This window comes from Yoonia maritima, assembly GCF_003003285.1.
Lineage (GTDB): Bacteria > Pseudomonadota > Alphaproteobacteria > Rhodobacterales > Rhodobacteraceae > Yoonia > Yoonia maritima.
Map to the genome: position 1 here is coordinate 32288 of NZ_PVTP01000007.1, position 19503 is coordinate 51790.

The following is a 19503-nucleotide window of genomic DNA, read 5'->3' on the forward strand; positions in this document are numbered from 1 at the left end:
TCTTATTCGCGGCAAGATGAACCTGACCGGCGCGGCCGCGACACGCCGATCTGATATGATTAGTCGCCCAAAATCTGGCTGTCGTCGCCGCCGTCGCGGTGCTTGACCAATTGTTCTTTGATGCCGCGAAGAATGCGTGTGGATTGCGCACGGTCTTCGTAGGCGACAAGATTTGCAATAATGTCGATCACGGCTAAAGATGCATAACGTATTGATGTAGCACGAAAAATATTCTGACCTTCGGGTAGGTCGACCGAAATCACCACATCTGCGGCATCTGCTAGCGGTGACCCCCCTTGCGTCAATGCAATCGTTGGAATGCCACGTTCGCGCAGTAGTGAAAAACAACTGATCAGTTCTTGGTTTCGTCCCGACACAGATGACCCGAACACAACAGTTCCGGCTTGGGCCGCCGCAGAAAGCATCAGGTTCATTCCATGATCATTTGAAGCGGAAATCCGTGCGCCAAGCCGGAAAAGGCGGTTCTGCAATTCATTCACGATCATCGAAGAGTTGCCGCCAGATCCAAAGGCATAAATCATTTCAGCCTTCGCAAGTAGGGCAACAGCGGCGTTGATTTTGTCCAGCTCAATCGTGCGGTGCATTTCATAAAGCGCGTTTTGCGCTTTGGTTACAATGTCCTCGGCAACTTGTTCTGGTGTCGTGGTAACGGATTCGGGCTTAAGGTAGCGCAGACCGACATAAGCACTTTTGGCGAGTTGAACCTTAAAGTCAGAAAATGACGCACAACCCAGCCTGCGGCAGAAACGTGTCACCGTTGGTGGGGACACCCCCGCCCGCGTCGCGATGTCCGTGATGGATGCATTGGTCGCATAGTTCACATCTGCTAGGACAGATTCCGCAAGCTTTCGTTCAAGCGCCGATAGTTTGCCATCTTCGTCAGCAAGCGCGACGATAAGGTTGCTGGCCGAAGTCGTTCCGGACGCAAGGGAGTAATCTGATGGTTTCGTCATGTTATTCCTTGCCGCCGTGCGGCCCCTTCACGATGCTGTCTTTCGCTACCCTGCAAGACAAACATGGTCGGCGTCGAGATCAAATTTTGGGCAATTAAGAAATTCATTTTCTTAATTTACCCTAAACTACACATATTCGTCTAGATTTTTTCAAAATATTTGTGTCTTTATAGAAATGAATTTCATTGGATGGTGCATATGACGACGCTACGCGACCCTTTTCTAAATCCGTTCCCAGCGACCGACGTTGACCGGCGCGCAATTTGGGAAATGCTTGTTCCGCGCGATATTGATGCATTTGTTGCTGCGGATTGGTCGGCGGTGGCCGACGATTTCATCGTTGAAAATTTCACAGGAGTGAGCGGTCATTTCCAAAGCGACCCGGATCAATATGATTTAGCGTATCCAACCTTAGATGCGTACCGCGACGACTGGACCCGTCAGGCGCAAGACTTTGTCGCGCAGTGCGATGCAGGGGTGTATGACGGTGATCCGCGTGATGGCATCTATGGCGCTACCCGGCTTGAACAAATTGAGATCACAGGTGATGCTGCGTTGGTGCGCAAGAAATTTGACGGGCAACTTAAGCGTACCGATGGCACCGCCGAACGTATGAACTGGCAGACATTATACTGGTGCCGTCGCAAAGGTGGTCGCTGGAAAATTGCAGGCTTTGTTGGATATCTTCCACACATCAAGGAATAATAATGACCCAAGGCAGCGCAAGGCGTATCTTTGTGGCCGCAATGGCGACCGAGACAAACACGTTTTCACCGATCGTGATTGATCGCACGGCATTCGAGGAATCGTTTTATGCCGCGCCGGGCATGCATCCGTCGACGGCGACGTTATGTACGGCGCCAATTCCCGTCGGGCGTAAGGTTTGCGCTGAAAATGGGTGGGATTTGATCGAAGGAACGGCGGCTTGGGCTGATCCTGCGGGGCTTGTTTCTAAGCAAGCTCACCACGGGTTGCGTGACGAAATCCTGGCGCAGTTGCAGGCGGCAATGCCGGTGGATGCCGTGGTTTTGGGGCTGCATGGCGCAATGGTTGCGCAGGGCTGCATTGACCCAGAGGGTGACTTGCTCGCACGGGTCCGTGAAATGGTGGGGCCTGATGTGCTCGTCTGTGCTGAACTTGATCCACATAGCCATTTGACCGCAAAGCGGGTGTCTGCGGCCGATTTCTTTGTGGCGTTCAAAGAATTTCCCCACACGGATTTTGTTGACCGGGCAGAGGATCTTTGGGCGCTTGTCGTGGGGCGGCTGGACGGGGACATACACCCGGTCATGTCGACATATGATTGCCGGATGATCGATGTGTTTCCTACATCGCGCGAACCCATGCGCAGTTTCGTGGATCGCATGATTGCGATTGAACGGGATGACCCCAAAGTCTTGTCGATATCTGCCATTCACGGCTTTATGGCGGGTGATGTTCCTGAAATGGGCGCTAAGATGATTGTGGTCACGGACGGTGACGTCCCTTATGGCGATGCAATGGCCGAACGGTTGGGGCAGGAATTATTTGCCAATCGTGGCAAGCATATGATGCCAACGATGGATCAAACGGAAGCGGTCGCTGTTGCAATGGCCGCCAACACAGGGCCTGTTGTTCTTGCTGATATGTGGGACAATCCCGGTGGCGGTACGGCGGGTGATGCTACGGTTGTTTTGCGCGAACTGATGATCCAAGGCGCAACCGGCGTTGCGGTTGGCACGATCTGGGATCCTATTGCTGTTAAGCTATGTATGGCGGCTGGCGAAGGTGCGGTGATGCCGCTTCGCTTTGGCGCGAAATCGGCCCCGATGACGGGGGACCCAGTTGATGCATTGATCAAAGTTATTGGCGTGTCCGCTGATGCCGCCATGGTTTTCGGCGAAAGTGTTGTGCCGTTCGGCCCCGCTGCCCGCATTTCACTGTTAGATGAAGGTGGCAACGAGGTCGGAATAGAGGTGATCTTGAATACTGTTCGGGCCCAAAGTTATGATCCCTCATTGTTTGCAGTGATGGGGATTGACCCGCTTGCGCAGAAAATATTGGTGATAAAGTCCACTAATCATTTCTATGCGTCCTTTGCGCCAATCGCGACACAGGTGTTGTACTGCTCTGCTGGTAAGCCTTATCCCAACGATCCGGCGACGAATACTTACCGCAATGTGCGCACCGACATTTGGCCGCGTATTGATAACCCCTTTGCACAGGATGACTGATTTTGACTTCTCCTTGGCCGAAACCCGGCACGCCTTTTTCTGACATTCTAACGCCTATGCCTGTCATCGACGAGGACCGCGTTGTCGCGAATATCGCGCGAGCGCAGGCTTATATGACAAAGCACGGTAAGAATTTTCGTCCTCATATCAAAACACACAAAATCCCCGCCGTTGCGCAGCAGCAACTTGATGAAGGCGCCGTTGGTATTAACTGTCAAAAAGTCACCGAAGCCGAAGTTTTCGCGGATGCTGGATTTGATGACATCCTGATTACCTATAACGTTTTGGGTGCGCCGCGATTGGCGCGCCTAAAAGCGTTGCATGCGAGGGTGCCAAAGCTAACAGTGGTCGCTGACAGTACCGTCACTGTCGATGGGTTGGCAGCGGCGTTTGCTGGAGGTCTGCCAATTGCAGTTTTGGTGGAGTGTGACACTGGTGGCGCGCGCTGTGGTGTGCAATCACCCGCCGATGCGGCAGCGCTTGCAAAGCATATCGCGCAGACGGGCGGCGTGCGTTTTGACGGACTGCTGACCTACCCATCCGTTGATGGTGCATCAAAGGTCGAAACGTTCATGAAAGACACTCTGGATTTGTTGTCTGAAGCTGGAATTGATTGCCCTGTGCGTTCCAATGGCGGTAGCCCAGATTTGTTTTCGGCGCATTTGGTCCCTAGCGCGACCGAGCACCGTGCAGGCACATATGTTTACAGCGACCGATCCATGGTACGCGCCGGCGAATGCACGGTGGATGATATTGCGATGCACGTTCTGGCAACAGTGGTTTCACGACCAACGCCGACACGCGCTGTTCTGGATGCGGGGTCCAAGGCGCTCACGTCTGATCTGTTAGGGTTTACTGATCACGGAGAGATTGTTGAATTGCCCGGGGCACGTATCGTGTCGCTTTCGGAAGAACACGCCGTTGTTGATCTATCGCATTGCGCCGTGGCAGCACCCGCGGTCGGGGCGCAGGTTCGTGTTATCCCTAATCACACCTGTGTCGTATCGAACTTGTTTGACCGTGTGGTGTTTCACCGGTCGGGTGTCGTGACGCGTGTCGAAGCGGTGGCTGCGCGCGGTACTGTTTGGTAAGGTCGCGGTATGACAGATCTAACAGTATTTCACGCTGAACAAATCTTTGATGGATACGATTGGCATCGCGCTGCTGCTTTGCTTGTCGCTGATGGTCGGGTTGATGGGATAGTGGCGTCGGTTGATGCGCCGTCTGGCATTCAGGTCAAGGGCGCAATCGTGCCGGGACTGGTTGACCTGCAAGTAAATGGCGGTGGTGGCGTTCTGTTCAACAATGACCTTTCCCGGTCCGGGGTTGAGGCAATTTGCGCCGCGCACGCGCAGTTTGGCACGACCTCTGTTATGGTGACATTGATCACAGATACGGTTGCACATACTGCAGCGGCGATAGGCGCAGCTGTGGATGCAAGCGATGTTCCCGGTTGGCTTGGTTTGCACCTTGAGGGGCCGCATCTGGACCGATCGCGCAAGGGGACGCACGACCCTGATCTGATCCGGCCAATGAACGATGATGATTTGGCGCGTTTGATCTCGGCGAAGGGTCGTCTTGAGCATATGATTTGCACTGTCGCTCCTGAATCTGTGACGGTGGGCCAAGTTGCGACTCTTTCAGAAGCGGGAATCGTCGTGAGCTTGGGCCACACTGGATGCACTCATTCAGTCGCACGTGCCTATGCTGATGCGGGTGCGCGCATGGTGACGCATCTGTTTAACGCGATGGGTCAGTTGGAACACCGTGCGCCAAATTTGGTTGGTGCTGCTTTGGATGATGGGCGATTTTCGGCGGGCTTAATCGCAGATGGGTATCATGTCGACGATAGCGCAATGCGCATTGCGCTGCGCGGAAAGAATGGCCCAGGGAATGTCTTCTTGGTGTCGGACGCGATGTCGACGATTAGGGCTGACCTTACTGGGTTTACGTTGAATGGTCGCGAGATATTTCGCTCGGATGGGCGATTGACGCTTGCGGATGGTACGCTTGCTGGGGCGGATATCGCATTGATCGACGCCGTGCGGTATGTTCACCAATCTCTTGGGCTACGGTTGGGCGATGCGTTGAACCTCGGCGGGTTGCATCCTGCGCAGGCGATGGGGATCAATGATCGCGGTCATCTTAAAGCGGGCGCGCGCGCTGATTTCTTTGCTTTGACACCGCAAATCACTGCTGATGGGGCATGGATTTCGGGCCAAAATATTAGGGACAACGCATGATCTTGTGCTTTGATATCGGTGGGACCGCGATCAAAATCGCTGAGGCCTATAGCACGGACAAGGTTATACCTAAGGGGCGGATCGCAACGCCAACGGATGACTTTGATGCATTTGTCGAAATCCTGAACGATGCTGTCGCTGCCGCAAATATACGTCCTGACGTTTTGGCCTTTTCGCTTGCTGGTGTGCTGGACCCTGAAACTGGGGTGGCCACGATGGCGAATATTCCGTGCCTAACTGGTCGACGTTTGCAGCATGAGCTGGAGAACCTTTTGGGCCTGCCTGTCGTCCTTGCAAATGATGCTGATTGCTTCGCCTTGGCCGAGGCAACAGTGGGCGCGGGGCGTGGGCATGATGTTGTGTTCGGGTTGATTCTCGGGACCGGCGTTGGTGGTGGTGTCGTGGTCAACGGAAACCTGATTAATGGCGGTGGCGGTTTTGCTGGTGAAATTGGGCATGGGCCCATTGCGCAACGTGTTCTGGACGATCCGAATGTAACGCTGCCCGCTTTTTCATGCGGCTGTGGCCTATCGGGCTGTTTGGATTCGATTTGTTCGGCGCGCGGGCTGGAGCGGCTGCATACGCATCTACATGGCGGTCAAAGTGCCGATAGCCGAGACGTTATCAGTGATTGGAAAAGCGGTGATCCGCGTGCGGCTAAAACTATCGCTGTCTGGCTTGCGGTATTGTCTGGGCCATTGGCTGTCATGGAAAACATGTTGGGTGCTGGCGTGGTTGCTGTCGGCGGCGGACTGTCAAATTCAGCGCTGCTGATCGCGGCGTTGGATGGCGAAGTGCGAAAAAAATGCCTGCGCCGATTCGAACGCCCACTGATTGTACCGGCCCAATGCCCAGTCGAGCCGGGTTTGGTCGGGGCGGCAATTCTTGGGTTGCGGCGTCATGAAAATGTTGCCGCATAGACCGAAGCAAATTTTGCTGAAATGCTGTTTTTTTGGCATATTGTGAAAACTAATTACACATCATGCCGAAGTTTGTCACATTTATATGAAAAATTCTTGACCGAACGGCCGATTTCGGCCCAAGTTTAGAAAAAGAATTTCTTCACAGGGGGTGCGACATGAAAGTCGCCATCATCGGTCTTGGCTTTCGGCTTGGGTATCTTGGGTACGTCTTTAGTGAGATGGACCCGGACTTTGAGATTGTCGGTTACTTTGATCCCGTCCCTGCCGGTATGGCCACGTTGGACGAACATGGCATCAGCGCTGGCACTGCGTACCCATCGCCAGAAGCATTGGTGAAAGCTGGGGGCTACGATCTTTTGATGATTGGTTCGCCCAATCACATGCACCTTGATCACATCCGGCTTGGCCTTGAAGCTGGCAACAAAGTGTTCTCAGAGAAACCAATCGTGTCGACGATTGAACAAACCTATGAACTTTCCGCTTTGATGGGGAAATTCGGACCCGAAAATTTGATGGTGGGTTTGGTTTTACGCTATGCGCCGCTGTACCGCGATCTGATTGCCGCGCGTGATGCAGGTATGTTGGGAAACATCGTTTCGGTCGAAGCTGCCGAACATATCTATCCCTATCATGGCGGGTTTTTCATGCGCGACTGGCGGCGTTACGAAAAATGGTCCGGCAGTTTTATGTTGGAAAAATGCTGTCACGATCTGGACCTTTATAATGGCCTAATCGGTGCACGCCCTGAACGTGTGGCAAGCTTTGGTGGACGTAAAACCTTTGTTCCGGCGAACGACCCGAAAAACGAAGGTGTCAACGACCTGGATATTTATCATCGGAAACCATCGGGTTGGAACGGATCGGACAAGGTGTTCGACAGTGACGGGGATATTATCGATTATCAGGTGGCGATAATTGAATATGCCAATGGCGTTGGGATGAATTTCCACACGAACCTAAACGCCCCGGATCAATTTCGCCGTTTCGCGGTTTTTGGTACAAAAGGACAGGCCGAAGGTGATTTCATCCGCGCCAACTTTAAGGTCACTGACGTTTTGTCCGAAGAAACGAAGATCGACAAAGCGTATCAGGCCAGTGCTCTTTCGCAGCATTACGGTGCAGACGAGGAGATGGCAGCAAAGGTTATCGCCCATGTGATGAAAGGCGGGCCGCTGCCGGTATCGCCACTTGATGCGCTCGAGGCGGGTATTCTTGCGCTTTCAATGGATGACGCGCGGCGCAGTCGCCAAGTGGTCGATATGCGCCCGATTTGGGATCGATATGATAACGCCTTTGCCACGAAGGAGTTCGTTGCATGACCCAAAATCGTGCCGCGTTGATCTTTGCTTGGGCTCTTCTTGCGCCAGCGATTATTTATGTCCTTGTGATTGTTGCTTGGCCGTTGGTTGAGACCTTCCGGCTGTCATTTACCGATGCCTCACTGCGCAAAACGACGAATTACGTTGGATGGCGGAACTACCTGAAAATATTCGACCGCGATTTCCTTGAGATTATTATCCGGACGTTCACTTGGACGTTCTTTTCGGTACTGCTGAAAATGCTGATTGGTACCTTTGGTGCGGTGCTATTGAACTGCGCCGTACCGGGGCGTCACGTGTTCCGTATTCTTACGATGCCACCTTGGATCGTGCCGATGGCCATTGGCATTTTCATGTGGGGCTGGATGTATAACGGTCAATTCGGGATGATTTCGGGGCTGTTGCAACGGTTTGGCATTGTCGACGGTCCTGTTGCGTTTTTAGCCTATGGGAACACGGCCTATTGGTCGACCATTGTGACAGATGTTTGGATCGGTGTGCCGATGGTCACGATCTATTTTCTTGCGGCAATCCAGTCGATCCCGCGGGATCTGTATGAGGCCGCTTGGACTGATGGTGCTAGCCGCTGGATGCGGTTCCGCAGGATTACGTTGCCGCTTATGGGCCCCGCCGTGATCACCATGTCCATGCTGTCGCTTATATCTACTTTTAACAGCTTTGATATCATCTGGATCCTAACCCAAGGTGGACCATCGGGCAGCACCACTACCATGATTATCGACACCTACGCCACGGCAATTGGATCGAAGAAATATGGTGAAGGCGCTGCACGCGCTGTCGTGATCTGCATCTTCTTGTCGCTGTTTTGCGTCGCTTACTTCCGCATGACCCGCAAACTCGCGGCTGCAGAGAAAACATAGGGGGCACAGATGGCACTGAAGTTGTTCAAAAAAGACCAAACACGGGCGATGATCGATCGCTACAGTTGGGCTGAACTGGTCGGCATATATGTGGGAATTGCGTTATTTCTGTTCTTTATGTTAGCCCCTTTTATCGAAGGTTTCCTTGTCAGTTTGAAACCGCTGGCACAGCTATTTTCATCGCCCTATTCATTTCTTCCCGAAAACGGCTCATTCGAGGCTTATCGCACAATGTGGGTGAGCGTTCCTAGCTTTGGGCGCTACATCTTTAACTCGCTGTTGATCTCAACCATCGCGACAATCATCGTGCTGATCCTTGTGGTGCCTGCGGCATACGCCTTTGCGCGGTTCAAGTTCAAAGGCATGGCGATGGTTCTGGCTGCATTCCTGGCCGTATCGATGTTTTCTGGCGCGGTGCTATTGATCCCGCTGTTTCGGTTGATGCGGACGCTGGGTCTTTTGAACACGTATTTCGCGATGATTGTCCCCGGTGCTGCCTTTCTGATCCCGTCGGCGATTTGGCTGCTGCGGACATACATGATGCGTATCCCTATCGAACTGAACGAAGCGGCCTATATGGATGGTGCGTCACAGTTCTATACCTTCCGCCGGGTGATATTGCCGATCGCGCGGCCGGGGATCATCGTTGTCGCGATTATGACCTTTATCGGTGCCTATGCGCAGCAATTCATCTTTGCTTTGACGTTCAATTCGAAGACCGAATTCATGCCGCTACCGGTGGGGCTATTTGCCTATTTTGGCAAACAAGAAGTTATCTGGAACGAATTGATGGCCGCGAGCTTTGTCGGGATCGCACCCGCAATGGTCATTATCTTCTTTCTACAACGCTATCTTGTCGGTGGTCTGACCGCTGGCGCGATCAAACAATAATAACAACATTTTTTAACCAACAAAACGGGAGACTAAAATTGACAACCCTCACACATAAGGCGCTTTTGGGCGCACTGCTTGCTGGGACAACTGCGTTGCCTGCGCTGGCAGAAGACATTAGCTGGATCTATTGCGGCGATTCAATTGACCCAGTCCACGAACAATACATCGCCGAATGGGAAGCCGCGAACGAAGGCTGGACCGTGACACCCGAAGTCGTCGGTTGGGCGCAGTGCCAAGACAAAGCCACCACATTGGCCGCAGCTGGCAGCCCGGTTGCGATGGCCTATGTCGGGTCACGCACGCTCAAGGAATTTGCACTGAACGAACTGATCGTTCCTGTGCCAATGACTGAAGAAGAACAAGCATCATACTACCCCAACATCGTAGATACGGTGACCTTTGAAGGCACACAGTGGGGCGTGCCAATCGCGTTTTCCACTAAGGCGTTTTACTGGAACAAAGACATCTTCGAAGCGGCTGGTCTAGACCCGGAAACGCCGCCAGCGACATGGGCAGAAACCATTGCCTTTGCAAAGCAGATCACAGAGAACACTGATGTTGCTGGCTATGGTCTGCCTGCCAAGACTTTTGACAATACGATGCACCAGTTCTTGCACTGGGTGTACACCAACAACGGTCAAATCATCGACGCAGACGGCAACATCACCATGGATAGCCCAGAAGTGCTGGCGGCTTTGCAGGCCTATAAAGACATCGTGCCCTATTCCGTTGAAGGTGCCACCGCTTACGAGCAGAACGAAATTCGCGCGATCTTTCTTGATGGATCGGTGGGTATGATCCAAACATCTGTTGGTGCCGCATTCATGCTGCCCGAAACTGATATCAGCTGGGGCGTAGCCGACCTGCCGGTTGGGCCAAGCGCCGAAGGTCCCGGTACATTGTTGATCACAGATTCTTTGGCGATCTTTGACGGCTCTGGTGTTGAAGAAAAGGCGATTGAGTTCGCTAAATTCATCACCTCGCCGGTCGTGCAAGAAGCCTATGAAGGTGGCGGTGCTGCCAGCCTGACACCGCTTCGTCCCGGTCCGGCAGTGGATGAAATGTTGGCGAATGGCCCGTATTGGCAACCATTTATCGACGGTATCGCGTTTGGCGGACCAGAGCCATTGTTCACCGATTACAAAGGTTTCCAAAACGTGATGATCGGAATGGTCCAGTCGGTCGTGACTGGCGACGAAGAACCTGCAGCGGCCTTGGCCGAAGCGGCAGCAGATCTTGAAGAATATAAGTAGGTCCCCCGTGGTCCAGCCGCTGTCATGTGGTGGCTGGACTACATTTTTCCGGTGAACCCCGGTTATGAACTGAATTGACTAAACACTAGGAGAACCCCTTGGGCCAACTATCACTCAAGAATGTTGTAAAGACTTTTGGCGACTTTGAGGTCGTAAAAGGGGTGTCTTTGGACGTGCACGAAGGCGAATTTATGGTCTTCGTTGGCCCGTCAGGCTGTGGAAAGTCGACACTGTTACGGATGATCGCCGGGCTTGAGCACACAACAGATGGCGACATCGTTATTGATGGCAAGCGGGTTAATGATCTTGCCCCGGTTAAGCGCGGCATCGCGATGGTGTTTCAATCCTACGCACTTTACCCGCACATGTCCGTCTATGAAAATATTGCGTTCCCCTTAAGGGTCGAACGCGCACCTGAAGATGAAATTCGTAAAAAGGTTGAAGCAGCAGCAGCAATCTTGCACCTTGAATCGCGTTTGAAACAAAAACCCGGAAACCTGTCCGGGGGACAGCGGCAACGTGTTGCGATTGGGCGCGCGATTGTACGCGAGCCAGAGATATTTTTGTTCGATGAACCGCTTTCGAACCTCGACGCGGCACTACGTGCGGATATGCGCCTTGAATTGACCCGCCTGCACAAGCAGCTTGGGGCGACCATGGTTTACGTGACCCATGATCAGGTCGAGGCCATGACTATGGCCGACCGGATTGTTGTGTTGAACGGGGGCTATATCGCGCAGGTCGGTGCCCCGCTTGAGTTGTATCACAAACCTCAGAACACTTTTGTCGCTGGGTTTATCGGCAATCCGCGCATGAACTTTATGCCTGTTAAATGTGTCGCGGTATCCGATACGGGCGCGGAGATTGATTTTAACGGTCAAAAACTGACAATTGCGGTCGATGTACCAGCGGATCAACGTACCGCATTGATCGGAACCAAGGTCACGCTTGGCATTCGACCAGAGCATATCGCGATCGGACCGGGTGACGCGGTTATGACGATTAGGCCCACCGTTATTGAGCATCTAGGTCAGCAAACACTAGGCTACGCAGCATTGCCTGATCGCGAGGAAAATTTTTGCTTTGTTCTAACGGGGACGCAGATCATCAAGGATGATCAAGACATTCAAGTGTCATTTTCGGCGGCGGACTGTCACTTGTTCGATGTTGATGGCAACGCATTTGAACGCTCTGTCGAACTGTCGGCAATGACCGTTCCAGCACAGACCTAGGCCAGTACAACACCATCGTAAGTCCTGACACAGCGTGGCGGCTTGCGACGTTGAAACGCGCGTGTTTCCCTTGCCTCATCGGTCTGGGCACAATACCGGGTGTTGTAAGAAAATTCGATGGTTCGAGACTGTTTTGCTGCCCGCGTTCCGGTCTCAAGTGAAAGAAGTGCTGAATGACTGACCTTGATACCGCCCACGCCGCAATGGACGCGGCCCCCGAAGATGATGCTGCGCGTCTGCGTTTTTACGAACGGCTTGCCGACACAGAGCTGTTCATGTTGTTGGGGGAAGAGGCTGAAGGCGATCAAGTCACACCTGAATTGTTTGAAATCGAAGACCAGCGATTTGCGCTTGTTTTCGACCGTGAAGAACGACTGTCTAAGTTTGTAGGTCGCGCCGCACCTTATGCTGGCATTCCGGGGCGCGGATTGGTGCAGATGTTGGCCGGGCAGGGGATCGGATTGGCGTTGAACCTAGAGGTTGCTCCGTCTGCGATGTTGATCCCGGCAGAGGCTGTTGATTGGCTGGTTCAGACGCTTGCACATGCGCCAGACGAGACAGAGGCGCGGCTGACCGAAATCAACGCGCCTGCTGGTTTGCCAGAGGCCGTCGTGACTGGATTGGATCGCAAGCTGGCGATTGCAGCTGGAATGGCAAAATTTGCCTACCTTGCCGCCGCTACTTATGAGGGCGGTGCGAGTGGCCACGTTCTAGCATTTGTTGACGCAACGCCGGGTGCAGAACAGGCGCTTGCGAATGCCGCGAGCGAAGTGTTGACCTTTTCAGGGATAGAAGCGGGTATGATGGACGTCATGTTTATACGTGCCTCTGATCCGATTGCTGGTCATTTGGCCAAGGTTGGGCTGCGTTTTGATCTACCAGAGATCGAAAAACCGTATGTGCCGGGTGCGCCCGGTATGGACCCAAATAAGCCACCAAAGCTGCACTGATTTTCGTTTAATATCCTGCGCTTCGATCGACGAGGTGCTGGAATGGTTTGCCAGCCTCACCACGGGCGATGTTCTCTGCGACGACCTCTGCTGCTAGATCAGCGCGCGTGGCCGATGCAATATGCGGGGTTACGGTGACTTTGGGATGTGCCCAGAATGGATCTTCGGGCGGCAGTGGTTCTACGCGGAATGTGTCTAGCGTCGCGTGCGAAAGCTGCCCCTGATCAAGTGCCGCAAGCAGTGCCTGATCATCAATCAATCCGCCACGACCGGGGTTAATCACGACAGCGCCTTTGGGCAGCTTTGCAATTGCATTTTCATCAAGCGTGTTTTCAGTGGCTGGCGTCTTTGGTAGCAGTAAGATGAGTATCTGTGCGCTGGACAGTGCCGTTTCAAACCCGTCTGGCCCAGAAACACAGGTTAGCCCTTCGACAGATTTCTGACTGCGGCTCCAGCCGGTGACAGGAAAGCCCAACTGCGCGAGCGCTTGGCCGCAGGCCTGACCCAAGGCACCCAATCCCAGAATTGTAACCGGTCTGTGCTGCGCAAGCGGCGGAGTGACGTCATTGCGCCAAACGCCATCCTGCCCGTTGATATGGTCATCCATCCCCAGATGATGCCGCAGCACATGACCTGTGACCCATTCGATCATCCCCTGATCCAGCCCACCGCCAACCATCCGTGCCAATGGGATTGTCAGGGTTTCATTGCCAACGATATCTTCGACACCGGCCCAAAGCCGCTGCACCAGTTTGGCGCGGGTGAAAGGTGCGAAATCCGTGATCGGGGCCTCACCACCAAAGACGATATAGTCGACCTGATCGGCTGGGATATCGCGTGACAAATGAACATCGAATGGCAAGGATGCGAATGCGGCTTGTAGATGCGGCTCGTATTCATCCCAAGATGCATCATTGCCGGTAAATAGGATATTGATCATTAGCGTGGCCTATGGACGTGGGCGCTTTGGACAAGGCCAAAGGCGACAAGAAGAACAAGCATGGCAGAGCCGCCATAGCTGACGAGCGGAAGCGGCACACCAACCACGGGGGCAAGCCCCATGACCATCGCCATGTTTACCGCAAAAAATAGAAAGAATGTCATCGCGATGCCCAGCGTCAGCAACGCAGCAAACCTGTCTTTGTTGCCGATTGCCGAGGCAATGCAAAACACCACAATCAGTAGATAGAGCAATAGGAGCGTGGATGCCCCCACAAAACCGAACTCTTCTGCCAAGGTGGTGAAGATAAAGTCAGTGTGTTTTTCGGGAAGAAAGTTCAGGCGTGACTGTGTACCTTGCATGAACCCGCGCCCCGTCCAGCCCCCTGAACCAAGGGCGATCTTTGCCTGCGTGATATGATAGCCCGCGCCAAGTGGATCGTTTGACGGGTCGATGAACGTATCAATGCGCCGGAACTGGTAGTCTTTGATCAACTGCCAAGTGGTGCCTCGGCTTTCGAAGACCGCGACAATCGCCGCGACACCCGCGCCGACAACCGTCGCGAAATAGGCCCAGTGAACGCCAGCCAAAAACATGACGGTCGCGCCGCCCATCAAAAGCAATAGCGCGGTCCCAAGGTCAGGCTGCTTGAGCACAAGCATCGTAGGGACAAGGATAAAAATAACAGGCAATGCCACCCACAGCGGGCGTGATGTTTTTTCGTTTGGTAGCCAATCGTAATAGGCCGCGATAAACATAACTACGGTGATTTTTGTGACCTCGGAAGGTTGCAAAACCATAAAGCCAAGATCAATCCAACGCTGCGCCCCCATGCGTACTTCGCCGAAAAGCTCCACTCCGAGCAGCAGCAGGAGCGACCCGCCATAAGCAACAAAAGCCATGTTTCGCCAAAACCAAATCGGAACCATGGCAATCGCGAACATTAAAAACATACCAAGTCCAAAGCGCTTCATCTGCGGTTCCATCCACGGTGTGGGGGACCCACCCGCAACTGAATACAGCATTAGAAATCCGGCGCAGGCGACAGCGGACAATAGCATGACCAATGGCCAGTTAATGTACCAGATTTTGCGCAGCCCCGTAGGGACATGTTTGGTGTTATGTTCAAGATAACTCATGCGCGGCTTTGCGCCTTTGCGCCCATCGGGATACGCGTTTCGATCCGGCGCTGCTGTTCGGCAATTTTGTCGCGGACATTGGCCGGATAAGCGTCCAGCGGTGGCGCACCGCCGTATTGGGCCTGCAAAATGACATCGCGTGCAATCGGCGCTGCGGCACTCGAACCCCCGCCGCCATGTTCAACGATGACAGCGACAGCATAGCGCGGATTATCAAGAGGCGCGTAGCTAACGAATAGGGCGTGGTCCCGGCGTTCCCACGGCAGGTCTTCGTTGCGGGTCACCCCGGCGGCACGTTCTTCTGGTGTAATACGTCTGACCTGACTGGTCCCGCTTTTGCCAGCCATTTTATAGCCTTCGGTCAAAATACGCGAACCGTAGCCAGTACCACGCCTATTATTACAAACATCGTTCATTGACGCACGAATGCGGCGCAGCGTATTTTCGTTCAACCCAAGGCTCTCTCCGCGCCCGCTGGGCTGTTCGACGCCATCAATCAACCGCACTAGCCGAGGGGTGATTTCATGTCCTGTCGCGATCCGTGCTGTCATAACGGCGAGTTGTAGCGGCGACGCAAGCACATAACCCTGACCGATGGATGCGTTGACCGTGTCACCAATCCGCCAGTCTTCGCCGCGCACCGATGATTTCCATTCTTTGTCAGGGGCAAGCCCTGAAGCCACGGCTGACAACGGCAGGTCATGTTTAATCCCTAGACCAAGCTTGCGCGCCATCGCCGCCATTTTGTCGATACCAACGCGCTGGGCGATTTCGTAATAATAGCAGTCACAACTTTGCTTGAGGCTGTCATGTAGATTGATGTTGCCGTGCCCGCCGGATTTCCAGCAGTGAAAGCGGATGCCGTAAACATCGGTGTAACCGGGGCAATAAACGGTTTCGTCAGCGCTAATAACGCCGTCTTCCATAGCGGCCAGTGCCGTGACCATTTTAAAGGTCGATCCAGGCGGGTAGGTGCCTTGCACAGCTTTGGCAGCCAGTGGACGATATTTATCCTCGTTCAGACCGGTCCAATCTTTGACTGAAATACCGCGCACGAATAGATTTGGGTCGAACGACGGCGCAGAGGCAATCGCGCGTAAATCGCCGTGTTCAAGGTCAATGACGACGACACCGGCAGATTCTCCATCCAACCGGGCTTGCGCGTAAGTTTGCAGCCGGTTGTCGATTGTCAGTTGAACGTCTTTGCCTGCGTCACCTTCTTGGCGATCAAGTTCACGCATCACACGACCAACTGCGTTGACCTCGATCCGGCGGTGGCCAGCGCTGCCACGCAGGGTATGTTCGAGCTTGTTTTCAGCGCCTGACTTGCCGATCTGGAATTTCGGAATTTGCAAAAGCGGGTCTTGATCGTCGATCCGGCTGAGGTCATAGTCACTCACTGGGCCAACGTAGCCAACAACATGGGCAAGGTCGGCACCCCAAGGGTAAACGCGGCTTTGGCCGACTTCGGCCTGAATGCCGGGCAGGGCCGGGGTGTTCAGGTTGATCTTGGCAACATCGTCCCATGTCAGGCGTTCAGCGATGGTCACGGGTACAAACGGCGACCGGCGCTGCATTTCTTCCATCGCACGGGTCAGTTGTTCTGGCGCGATATCGACGATTTGCGTCAGTTTCGACAGGACTTCGCCAACGTCACCAGCGTCTTCGCGGACCATAACAACGCGGTAGTTTTGTTCATTGTCGGCGATGGCCTCGCCGTTCCGATCAAAGATCAATCCACGGGATGGAGGAAGCAGCCGAATGTTGATGCGGTTTTCTTCGGCAAGCAGACGAAATTCGTCGGCGTGTTCGACCTGCATTGATTGCATGCGCCAACCAAGCACCGCCATGATCGCGATTTGTGACGTACCCACAACCAACGCACGGCGGCTGATGGTGCGCGTGCTTTCGATAACATCTTTGGGTGGTCGTTTCATACGCGCTGTCCTCTGCTTCCGGTTTCACCGGGTGTGACGCGGGTGATACCGAAAACATAATGCATGATCACGACGACCAAAGGATAGATCGCAATTGTCAAAATCAGTTGAAGTAAAATCATGCCGAATGGTGCCACATCAACAGCGAGAAGTAGGAGGATAAAGCGATTTGCAATTGTAATGGCGATGATGCCGATTGCGACGCTACCCCACTCTGCCAAAAATGGCATTGATCGGAATTCACGACTGCGTTTGCGTAGCTGTTCGGTCAATATAATGACGATCCCCGCCCATAGCCCGGGCGGGCGTTGAAAGATCAGATCGCCCATCAAAAAGGTCGCTGCGATGATCCAGACAGGCGTATATTTGGGGCGGCGCGCAACCCAGGCCAATGTCACGGCAAGGCAGATGTCAGGTGATACCATGCGAAGATGCCATGTTCCAAAACTGATCACGCGGGGTTCCATGCTTTGTGGAACCAGCTGAAAGACCATGATGACAAATGCGATGAACACAAATGCGCCACGCTTGATCCATACTTGGTTGTCTGCTGGGCTAGCCATCGCTAGATACCACAGGGGGAAGCGGTGATGCTGGCAACGCGGCCGGGCCATAAAACTCGGCCTCGGGTGTAAGCAACCCACCCGGATCGTTGATGGTTTCATGGGGTTGCGCGCGCAGGACACGCAGAAATTCTAACCGCTGGTAGTCCGCCGACAGTCTAACGCGCAGGCGTTGGTCAGTGCCAAGCGCTACTTGTCCAACCAACAGATCAGCAGGAAACACGCCGCCATCACCAGAGGACACGACGCGGTCACCGGGGCGGACAAGTGCGGTGTCTTCAAGAAATTCCAATGGTGGGTTCAGCGTGTTGTCTCCTGCTAAGATAGCCTTTTGGCCGGATGGTTGGATCGTTACGGGAATACGGCTGGATGTGTCAGTCAAAAGCATCACGCGGCTGGTTTCCTGACCGACGCCCGCAATGCGGCCCACTAAACCGATACCGTCCATCGTGGGCCAGCCGTCGATGATGCCGTCACGGGCACCGACGTTCACCAGAACAGACTGACGAAAGGGTGACCCGCTGTCAGCGATAACCACGCCAGTGACATAGGTCAGCTGCGGATCAAGGCTCACGTTGTTCAGATCCAGCAGCTTTGCGTTTTCTTGTTCAAGCTGAAGCGCGGCTTCTTTCCAGGCTTTCATTTGCTGAAGCTCGCGCCGTAGATCTTGGTTCTGTGCCGAAAGCTGCTGATAGCTTTGGAAATCTGTTACCAGCCCAACAATGCCGTTGATTGGGGCCATGGCCCAGTCAAATGATGGAACAACTTTGTCTATCGCGGCGGCCCGAAACCGTTCTACTCGAGGGCTGTCGATCCGCCAGACAAGAAACAAACCAAACAGCGCAAGCAGAAGTACCCCAACCAGCAATCTGCGGATCGGGGTAACAAAGTCTTCGGTGTTCTTGTCTCTTGCCAAGGGCAATTATCCCCGGTCTGACTTAGCTGTCGTAGTCGATCACGTGCCGCAGCTGTTTTTCATACTCAAGCGCGCGGCCAGTACCCAATGCCACGCAGTTCAGCGATTCATCGGCAACCGAAATCGCAAGGCCAGTTTGTTCGCGCAGCGCCAGATCAAGCTGACCCAACAGCGCGCCGCCACCTGTTAGCATGACACCGCGATCAACGATGTCCGCAGCAAGATCCGGTGGAGTTGCTTCCAATGCGGTCATTACTGCTTCGCAAATTTGCTGCACAGGCTCTGCGAGCGCTTCGGCGACTTGGGCTTGGCTGATTTCAGTTTCCTTTGGGACACCGTTCAACAGGTCGCGTCCACGGATATGCATCGACTGGCCACGGCCATCATCGGGCATACGTGCGGTGCCGATAGATGTCTTGATGCGTTCTGCAGTTGCTTCACCGATCAACAGGTTATGCTGACGGCGTAGATAGTTGATGATCGCCTCGTCCATGCGGTCACCACCGACGCGTACGGAACGGGCGTACACGATGTCACCCAATGACAGAACCGCAACCTCGGTCGTACCACCACCGATGTCGACGACCATGTTACCTGTCGGGTCTGTAATCGGCATGCCGGCACCAATCGCCGCAGCAATCGGTTCGGCGATAAGGCCAGCGCGACGCGCGCCAGCAGAAAGCACCGATTGGCGGATCGCACGCTTTTCGACAGGTGTTGCGCCATGCGGGACGCAGACGATGATCTTGGGCTTTGAAAATGTCGAACGGCGGTGAACCTTGCGAATGAAGTGTTTGATCATTTCTTCCGCAGTATCAAAGTCAGCGATCACACCATCGCGCATTGGACGGATGGCTTCGATGCTGCCAGGGGTCCGGCCAAGCATGAGTTTTGCGTCTTCACCGACAGCTAGGACCTTCTTCACGCCGTCTTTGACGTGATAGGCGACAACCGAAGGTTCTGACAGAACGATGCCCTTGCCTTTGACGTAGACCAGCGTGTTCGCGGTCCCCAAGTCGATCGCGATGTCTGAAGAAAATAATCCGCCGAAGCCTGCCATTTCGTGGTCTTCCGTTCTGATTGTGTTTTTACCGCGCCGTCCCGTGACGCCCATTGCTGATAGTTA

Annotated in this window: 18 protein-coding genes; 11 read left to right on the forward strand and 7 right to left on the reverse strand. The window is 53.9% G+C overall.

Annotated features, from left to right (window positions below):
- Positions 1 to 59 precede the first annotated feature (59 nt).
- Positions 60 to 974 carry a MurR/RpiR family transcriptional regulator gene (locus CLV80_RS11245; protein ID WP_106358033.1) on the reverse strand — a complete coding sequence of 305 codons (915 nt, stop codon included), beginning with the start codon at positions 972 to 974 and terminating at the stop codon, positions 60 to 62.
- A 198-nt stretch (positions 975 to 1172) separates the two neighbouring features.
- Between CLV80_RS11245 and CLV80_RS11250 the strand changes: the two genes are divergently transcribed.
- From CLV80_RS11250 to CLV80_RS11300, 11 genes are all read left to right on the forward strand, one after another.
- A complete protein-coding gene (locus tag CLV80_RS11250) occupies positions 1173 to 1679 on the forward strand; it encodes a hypothetical protein (protein ID WP_106358167.1) in 507 nt (168 codons plus the stop codon).
- A 2-nt stretch (positions 1680 to 1681) separates the two neighbouring features.
- Complete coding sequence (locus tag CLV80_RS11255) at positions 1682 to 3187, forward strand: M81 family metallopeptidase (RefSeq protein WP_106358034.1); 1506 nt, start codon at positions 1682 to 1684, stop codon at positions 3185 to 3187.
- Between the two features lie 2 nt (positions 3188 to 3189).
- On the forward strand, positions 3190 to 4278 hold the full coding sequence (locus CLV80_RS11260; protein WP_243394523.1) for a D-TA family PLP-dependent enzyme: 1089 nt from the start codon (positions 3190 to 3192) through the stop codon (positions 4276 to 4278).
- A 9-nt stretch (positions 4279 to 4287) separates the two neighbouring features.
- A complete protein-coding gene (gene nagA / locus CLV80_RS11265) occupies positions 4288 to 5430 on the forward strand; it encodes an N-acetylglucosamine-6-phosphate deacetylase (protein ID WP_106358035.1) in 1143 nt (380 codons plus the stop codon).
- Positions 5427 to 6350, forward strand: a complete 924-nt coding sequence (locus tag CLV80_RS11270; protein ID WP_106358036.1) for an ROK family protein — start codon at positions 5427 to 5429, stop codon at positions 6348 to 6350. Before nagA ends, CLV80_RS11270 begins: the two co-directional genes overlap by 4 nt.
- A 158-nt stretch (positions 6351 to 6508) precedes the next feature.
- Positions 6509 to 7672: a Gfo/Idh/MocA family protein gene (locus CLV80_RS11275; protein WP_106358037.1), complete on the forward strand. Its 1164-nt coding sequence runs from the start codon at positions 6509 to 6511 to the stop codon at positions 7670 to 7672.
- A complete protein-coding gene (locus CLV80_RS11280; protein ID WP_106358038.1) occupies positions 7669 to 8553 on the forward strand; it encodes a carbohydrate ABC transporter permease in 885 nt (294 codons plus the stop codon). Before CLV80_RS11275 ends, CLV80_RS11280 begins: the two co-directional genes overlap by 4 nt.
- Positions 8554 to 8562: 9 nt before the next feature.
- Entirely contained in the window at positions 8563 to 9444 is an 882-nt protein-coding gene (locus CLV80_RS11285) for a carbohydrate ABC transporter permease (protein ID WP_106358039.1), read from the forward strand.
- Between the two features lie 38 nt (positions 9445 to 9482).
- Positions 9483 to 10700, forward strand: a complete 1218-nt coding sequence (locus CLV80_RS11290; RefSeq protein WP_106358040.1) for an ABC transporter substrate-binding protein — start codon at positions 9483 to 9485, stop codon at positions 10698 to 10700.
- A 98-nt stretch (positions 10701 to 10798) separates the two neighbouring features.
- A complete protein-coding gene (locus tag CLV80_RS11295; protein ID WP_106358041.1) occupies positions 10799 to 11932 on the forward strand; it encodes an ABC transporter ATP-binding protein in 1134 nt (377 codons plus the stop codon).
- A gap of 173 nt (positions 11933 to 12105) precedes the next feature.
- Positions 12106 to 12882 carry an SseB family protein gene (locus tag CLV80_RS11300; protein ID WP_106358042.1) on the forward strand — a complete coding sequence of 259 codons (777 nt, stop codon included), beginning with the start codon at positions 12106 to 12108 and terminating at the stop codon, positions 12880 to 12882.
- Between the two features lie 7 nt (positions 12883 to 12889).
- Here CLV80_RS11300 and CLV80_RS11305 read toward each other — a convergent pair whose 3' ends face one another.
- From CLV80_RS11305 to CLV80_RS11330, 6 genes are read right to left on the reverse strand one after another with little or no spacing between them, the layout of a single operon-like run.
- Positions 12890 to 13822, reverse strand: a complete 933-nt coding sequence (locus CLV80_RS11305; RefSeq protein ID WP_106358043.1) for a 2-hydroxyacid dehydrogenase — start codon at positions 13820 to 13822, stop codon at positions 12890 to 12892.
- Positions 13822 to 14961: a rod shape-determining protein RodA gene (gene rodA / locus CLV80_RS11310; RefSeq protein WP_106358044.1), complete on the reverse strand. Its 1140-nt coding sequence runs from the start codon at positions 14959 to 14961 to the stop codon at positions 13822 to 13824. Before rodA ends, CLV80_RS11305 begins: the two co-directional genes overlap by 1 nt.
- The gene (gene mrdA, locus CLV80_RS11315; protein ID WP_106358045.1) at positions 14958 to 16898 is read right to left on the reverse strand and encodes a penicillin-binding protein 2; all 1941 of its coding nucleotides are present in this window, start codon (positions 16896 to 16898) and stop codon (positions 14958 to 14960) included. The genes rodA and mrdA overlap by 4 nt, the downstream gene beginning before the upstream one ends.
- Positions 16895 to 17461: a rod shape-determining protein MreD gene (locus tag CLV80_RS11320; RefSeq protein ID WP_106358046.1), complete on the reverse strand. Its 567-nt coding sequence runs from the start codon at positions 17459 to 17461 to the stop codon at positions 16895 to 16897. Before CLV80_RS11320 ends, mrdA begins: the two co-directional genes overlap by 4 nt.
- Entirely contained in the window at positions 17454 to 18377 is a 924-nt protein-coding gene (gene mreC, locus CLV80_RS11325) for a rod shape-determining protein MreC (RefSeq protein WP_106358047.1), read from the reverse strand. The genes CLV80_RS11320 and mreC overlap by 8 nt, the downstream gene beginning before the upstream one ends.
- A gap of 22 nt (positions 18378 to 18399) precedes the next feature.
- Complete coding sequence (locus tag CLV80_RS11330; RefSeq protein WP_045998371.1) at positions 18400 to 19437, reverse strand: rod shape-determining protein; 1038 nt, start codon at positions 19435 to 19437, stop codon at positions 18400 to 18402.
- Positions 19438 to 19503: the final 66 nt, after the last annotated feature.

Coding starts and splice junctions, on each gene's coding strand:
- CLV80_RS11245 (WP_106358033.1), bottom strand. CDS start 974: ATGACGAAACCATCAGATTACTCCCTTGCGTCCGGAACGACTTCGGCC.
- CLV80_RS11250 (WP_106358167.1), top strand. CDS start 1,173: ATGACGACGCTACGCGACCCTTTTCTAAATCCGTTCCCAGCGACCGAC.
- CLV80_RS11255 (WP_106358034.1), top strand. CDS start 1,682: ATGACCCAAGGCAGCGCAAGGCGTATCTTTGTGGCCGCAATGGCGACC.
- nagA (WP_106358035.1), top strand. CDS start 4,288: ATGACAGATCTAACAGTATTTCACGCTGAACAAATCTTTGATGGATAC.
- CLV80_RS11270 (WP_106358036.1), top strand. CDS start 5,427: ATGATCTTGTGCTTTGATATCGGTGGGACCGCGATCAAAATCGCTGAG.
- CLV80_RS11275 (WP_106358037.1), top strand. CDS start 6,509: ATGAAAGTCGCCATCATCGGTCTTGGCTTTCGGCTTGGGTATCTTGGG.
- CLV80_RS11280 (WP_106358038.1), top strand. CDS start 7,669: ATGACCCAAAATCGTGCCGCGTTGATCTTTGCTTGGGCTCTTCTTGCG.
- CLV80_RS11285 (WP_106358039.1), top strand. CDS start 8,563: ATGGCACTGAAGTTGTTCAAAAAAGACCAAACACGGGCGATGATCGAT.
- CLV80_RS11300 (WP_106358042.1), top strand. CDS start 12,106: ATGACTGACCTTGATACCGCCCACGCCGCAATGGACGCGGCCCCCGAA.
- CLV80_RS11305 (WP_106358043.1), bottom strand. CDS start 13,822: ATGATCAATATCCTATTTACCGGCAATGATGCATCTTGGGATGAATAC.
- rodA (WP_106358044.1), bottom strand. CDS start 14,961: ATGAGTTATCTTGAACATAACACCAAACATGTCCCTACGGGGCTGCGC.
- mrdA (WP_106358045.1), bottom strand. CDS start 16,898: ATGAAACGACCACCCAAAGATGTTATCGAAAGCACGCGCACCATCAGC.
- CLV80_RS11320 (WP_106358046.1), bottom strand. CDS start 17,461: ATGGCTAGCCCAGCAGACAACCAAGTATGGATCAAGCGTGGCGCATTT.
- CLV80_RS11330 (WP_045998371.1), bottom strand. CDS start 19,437: ATGGCAGGCTTCGGCGGATTATTTTCTTCAGACATCGCGATCGACTTG.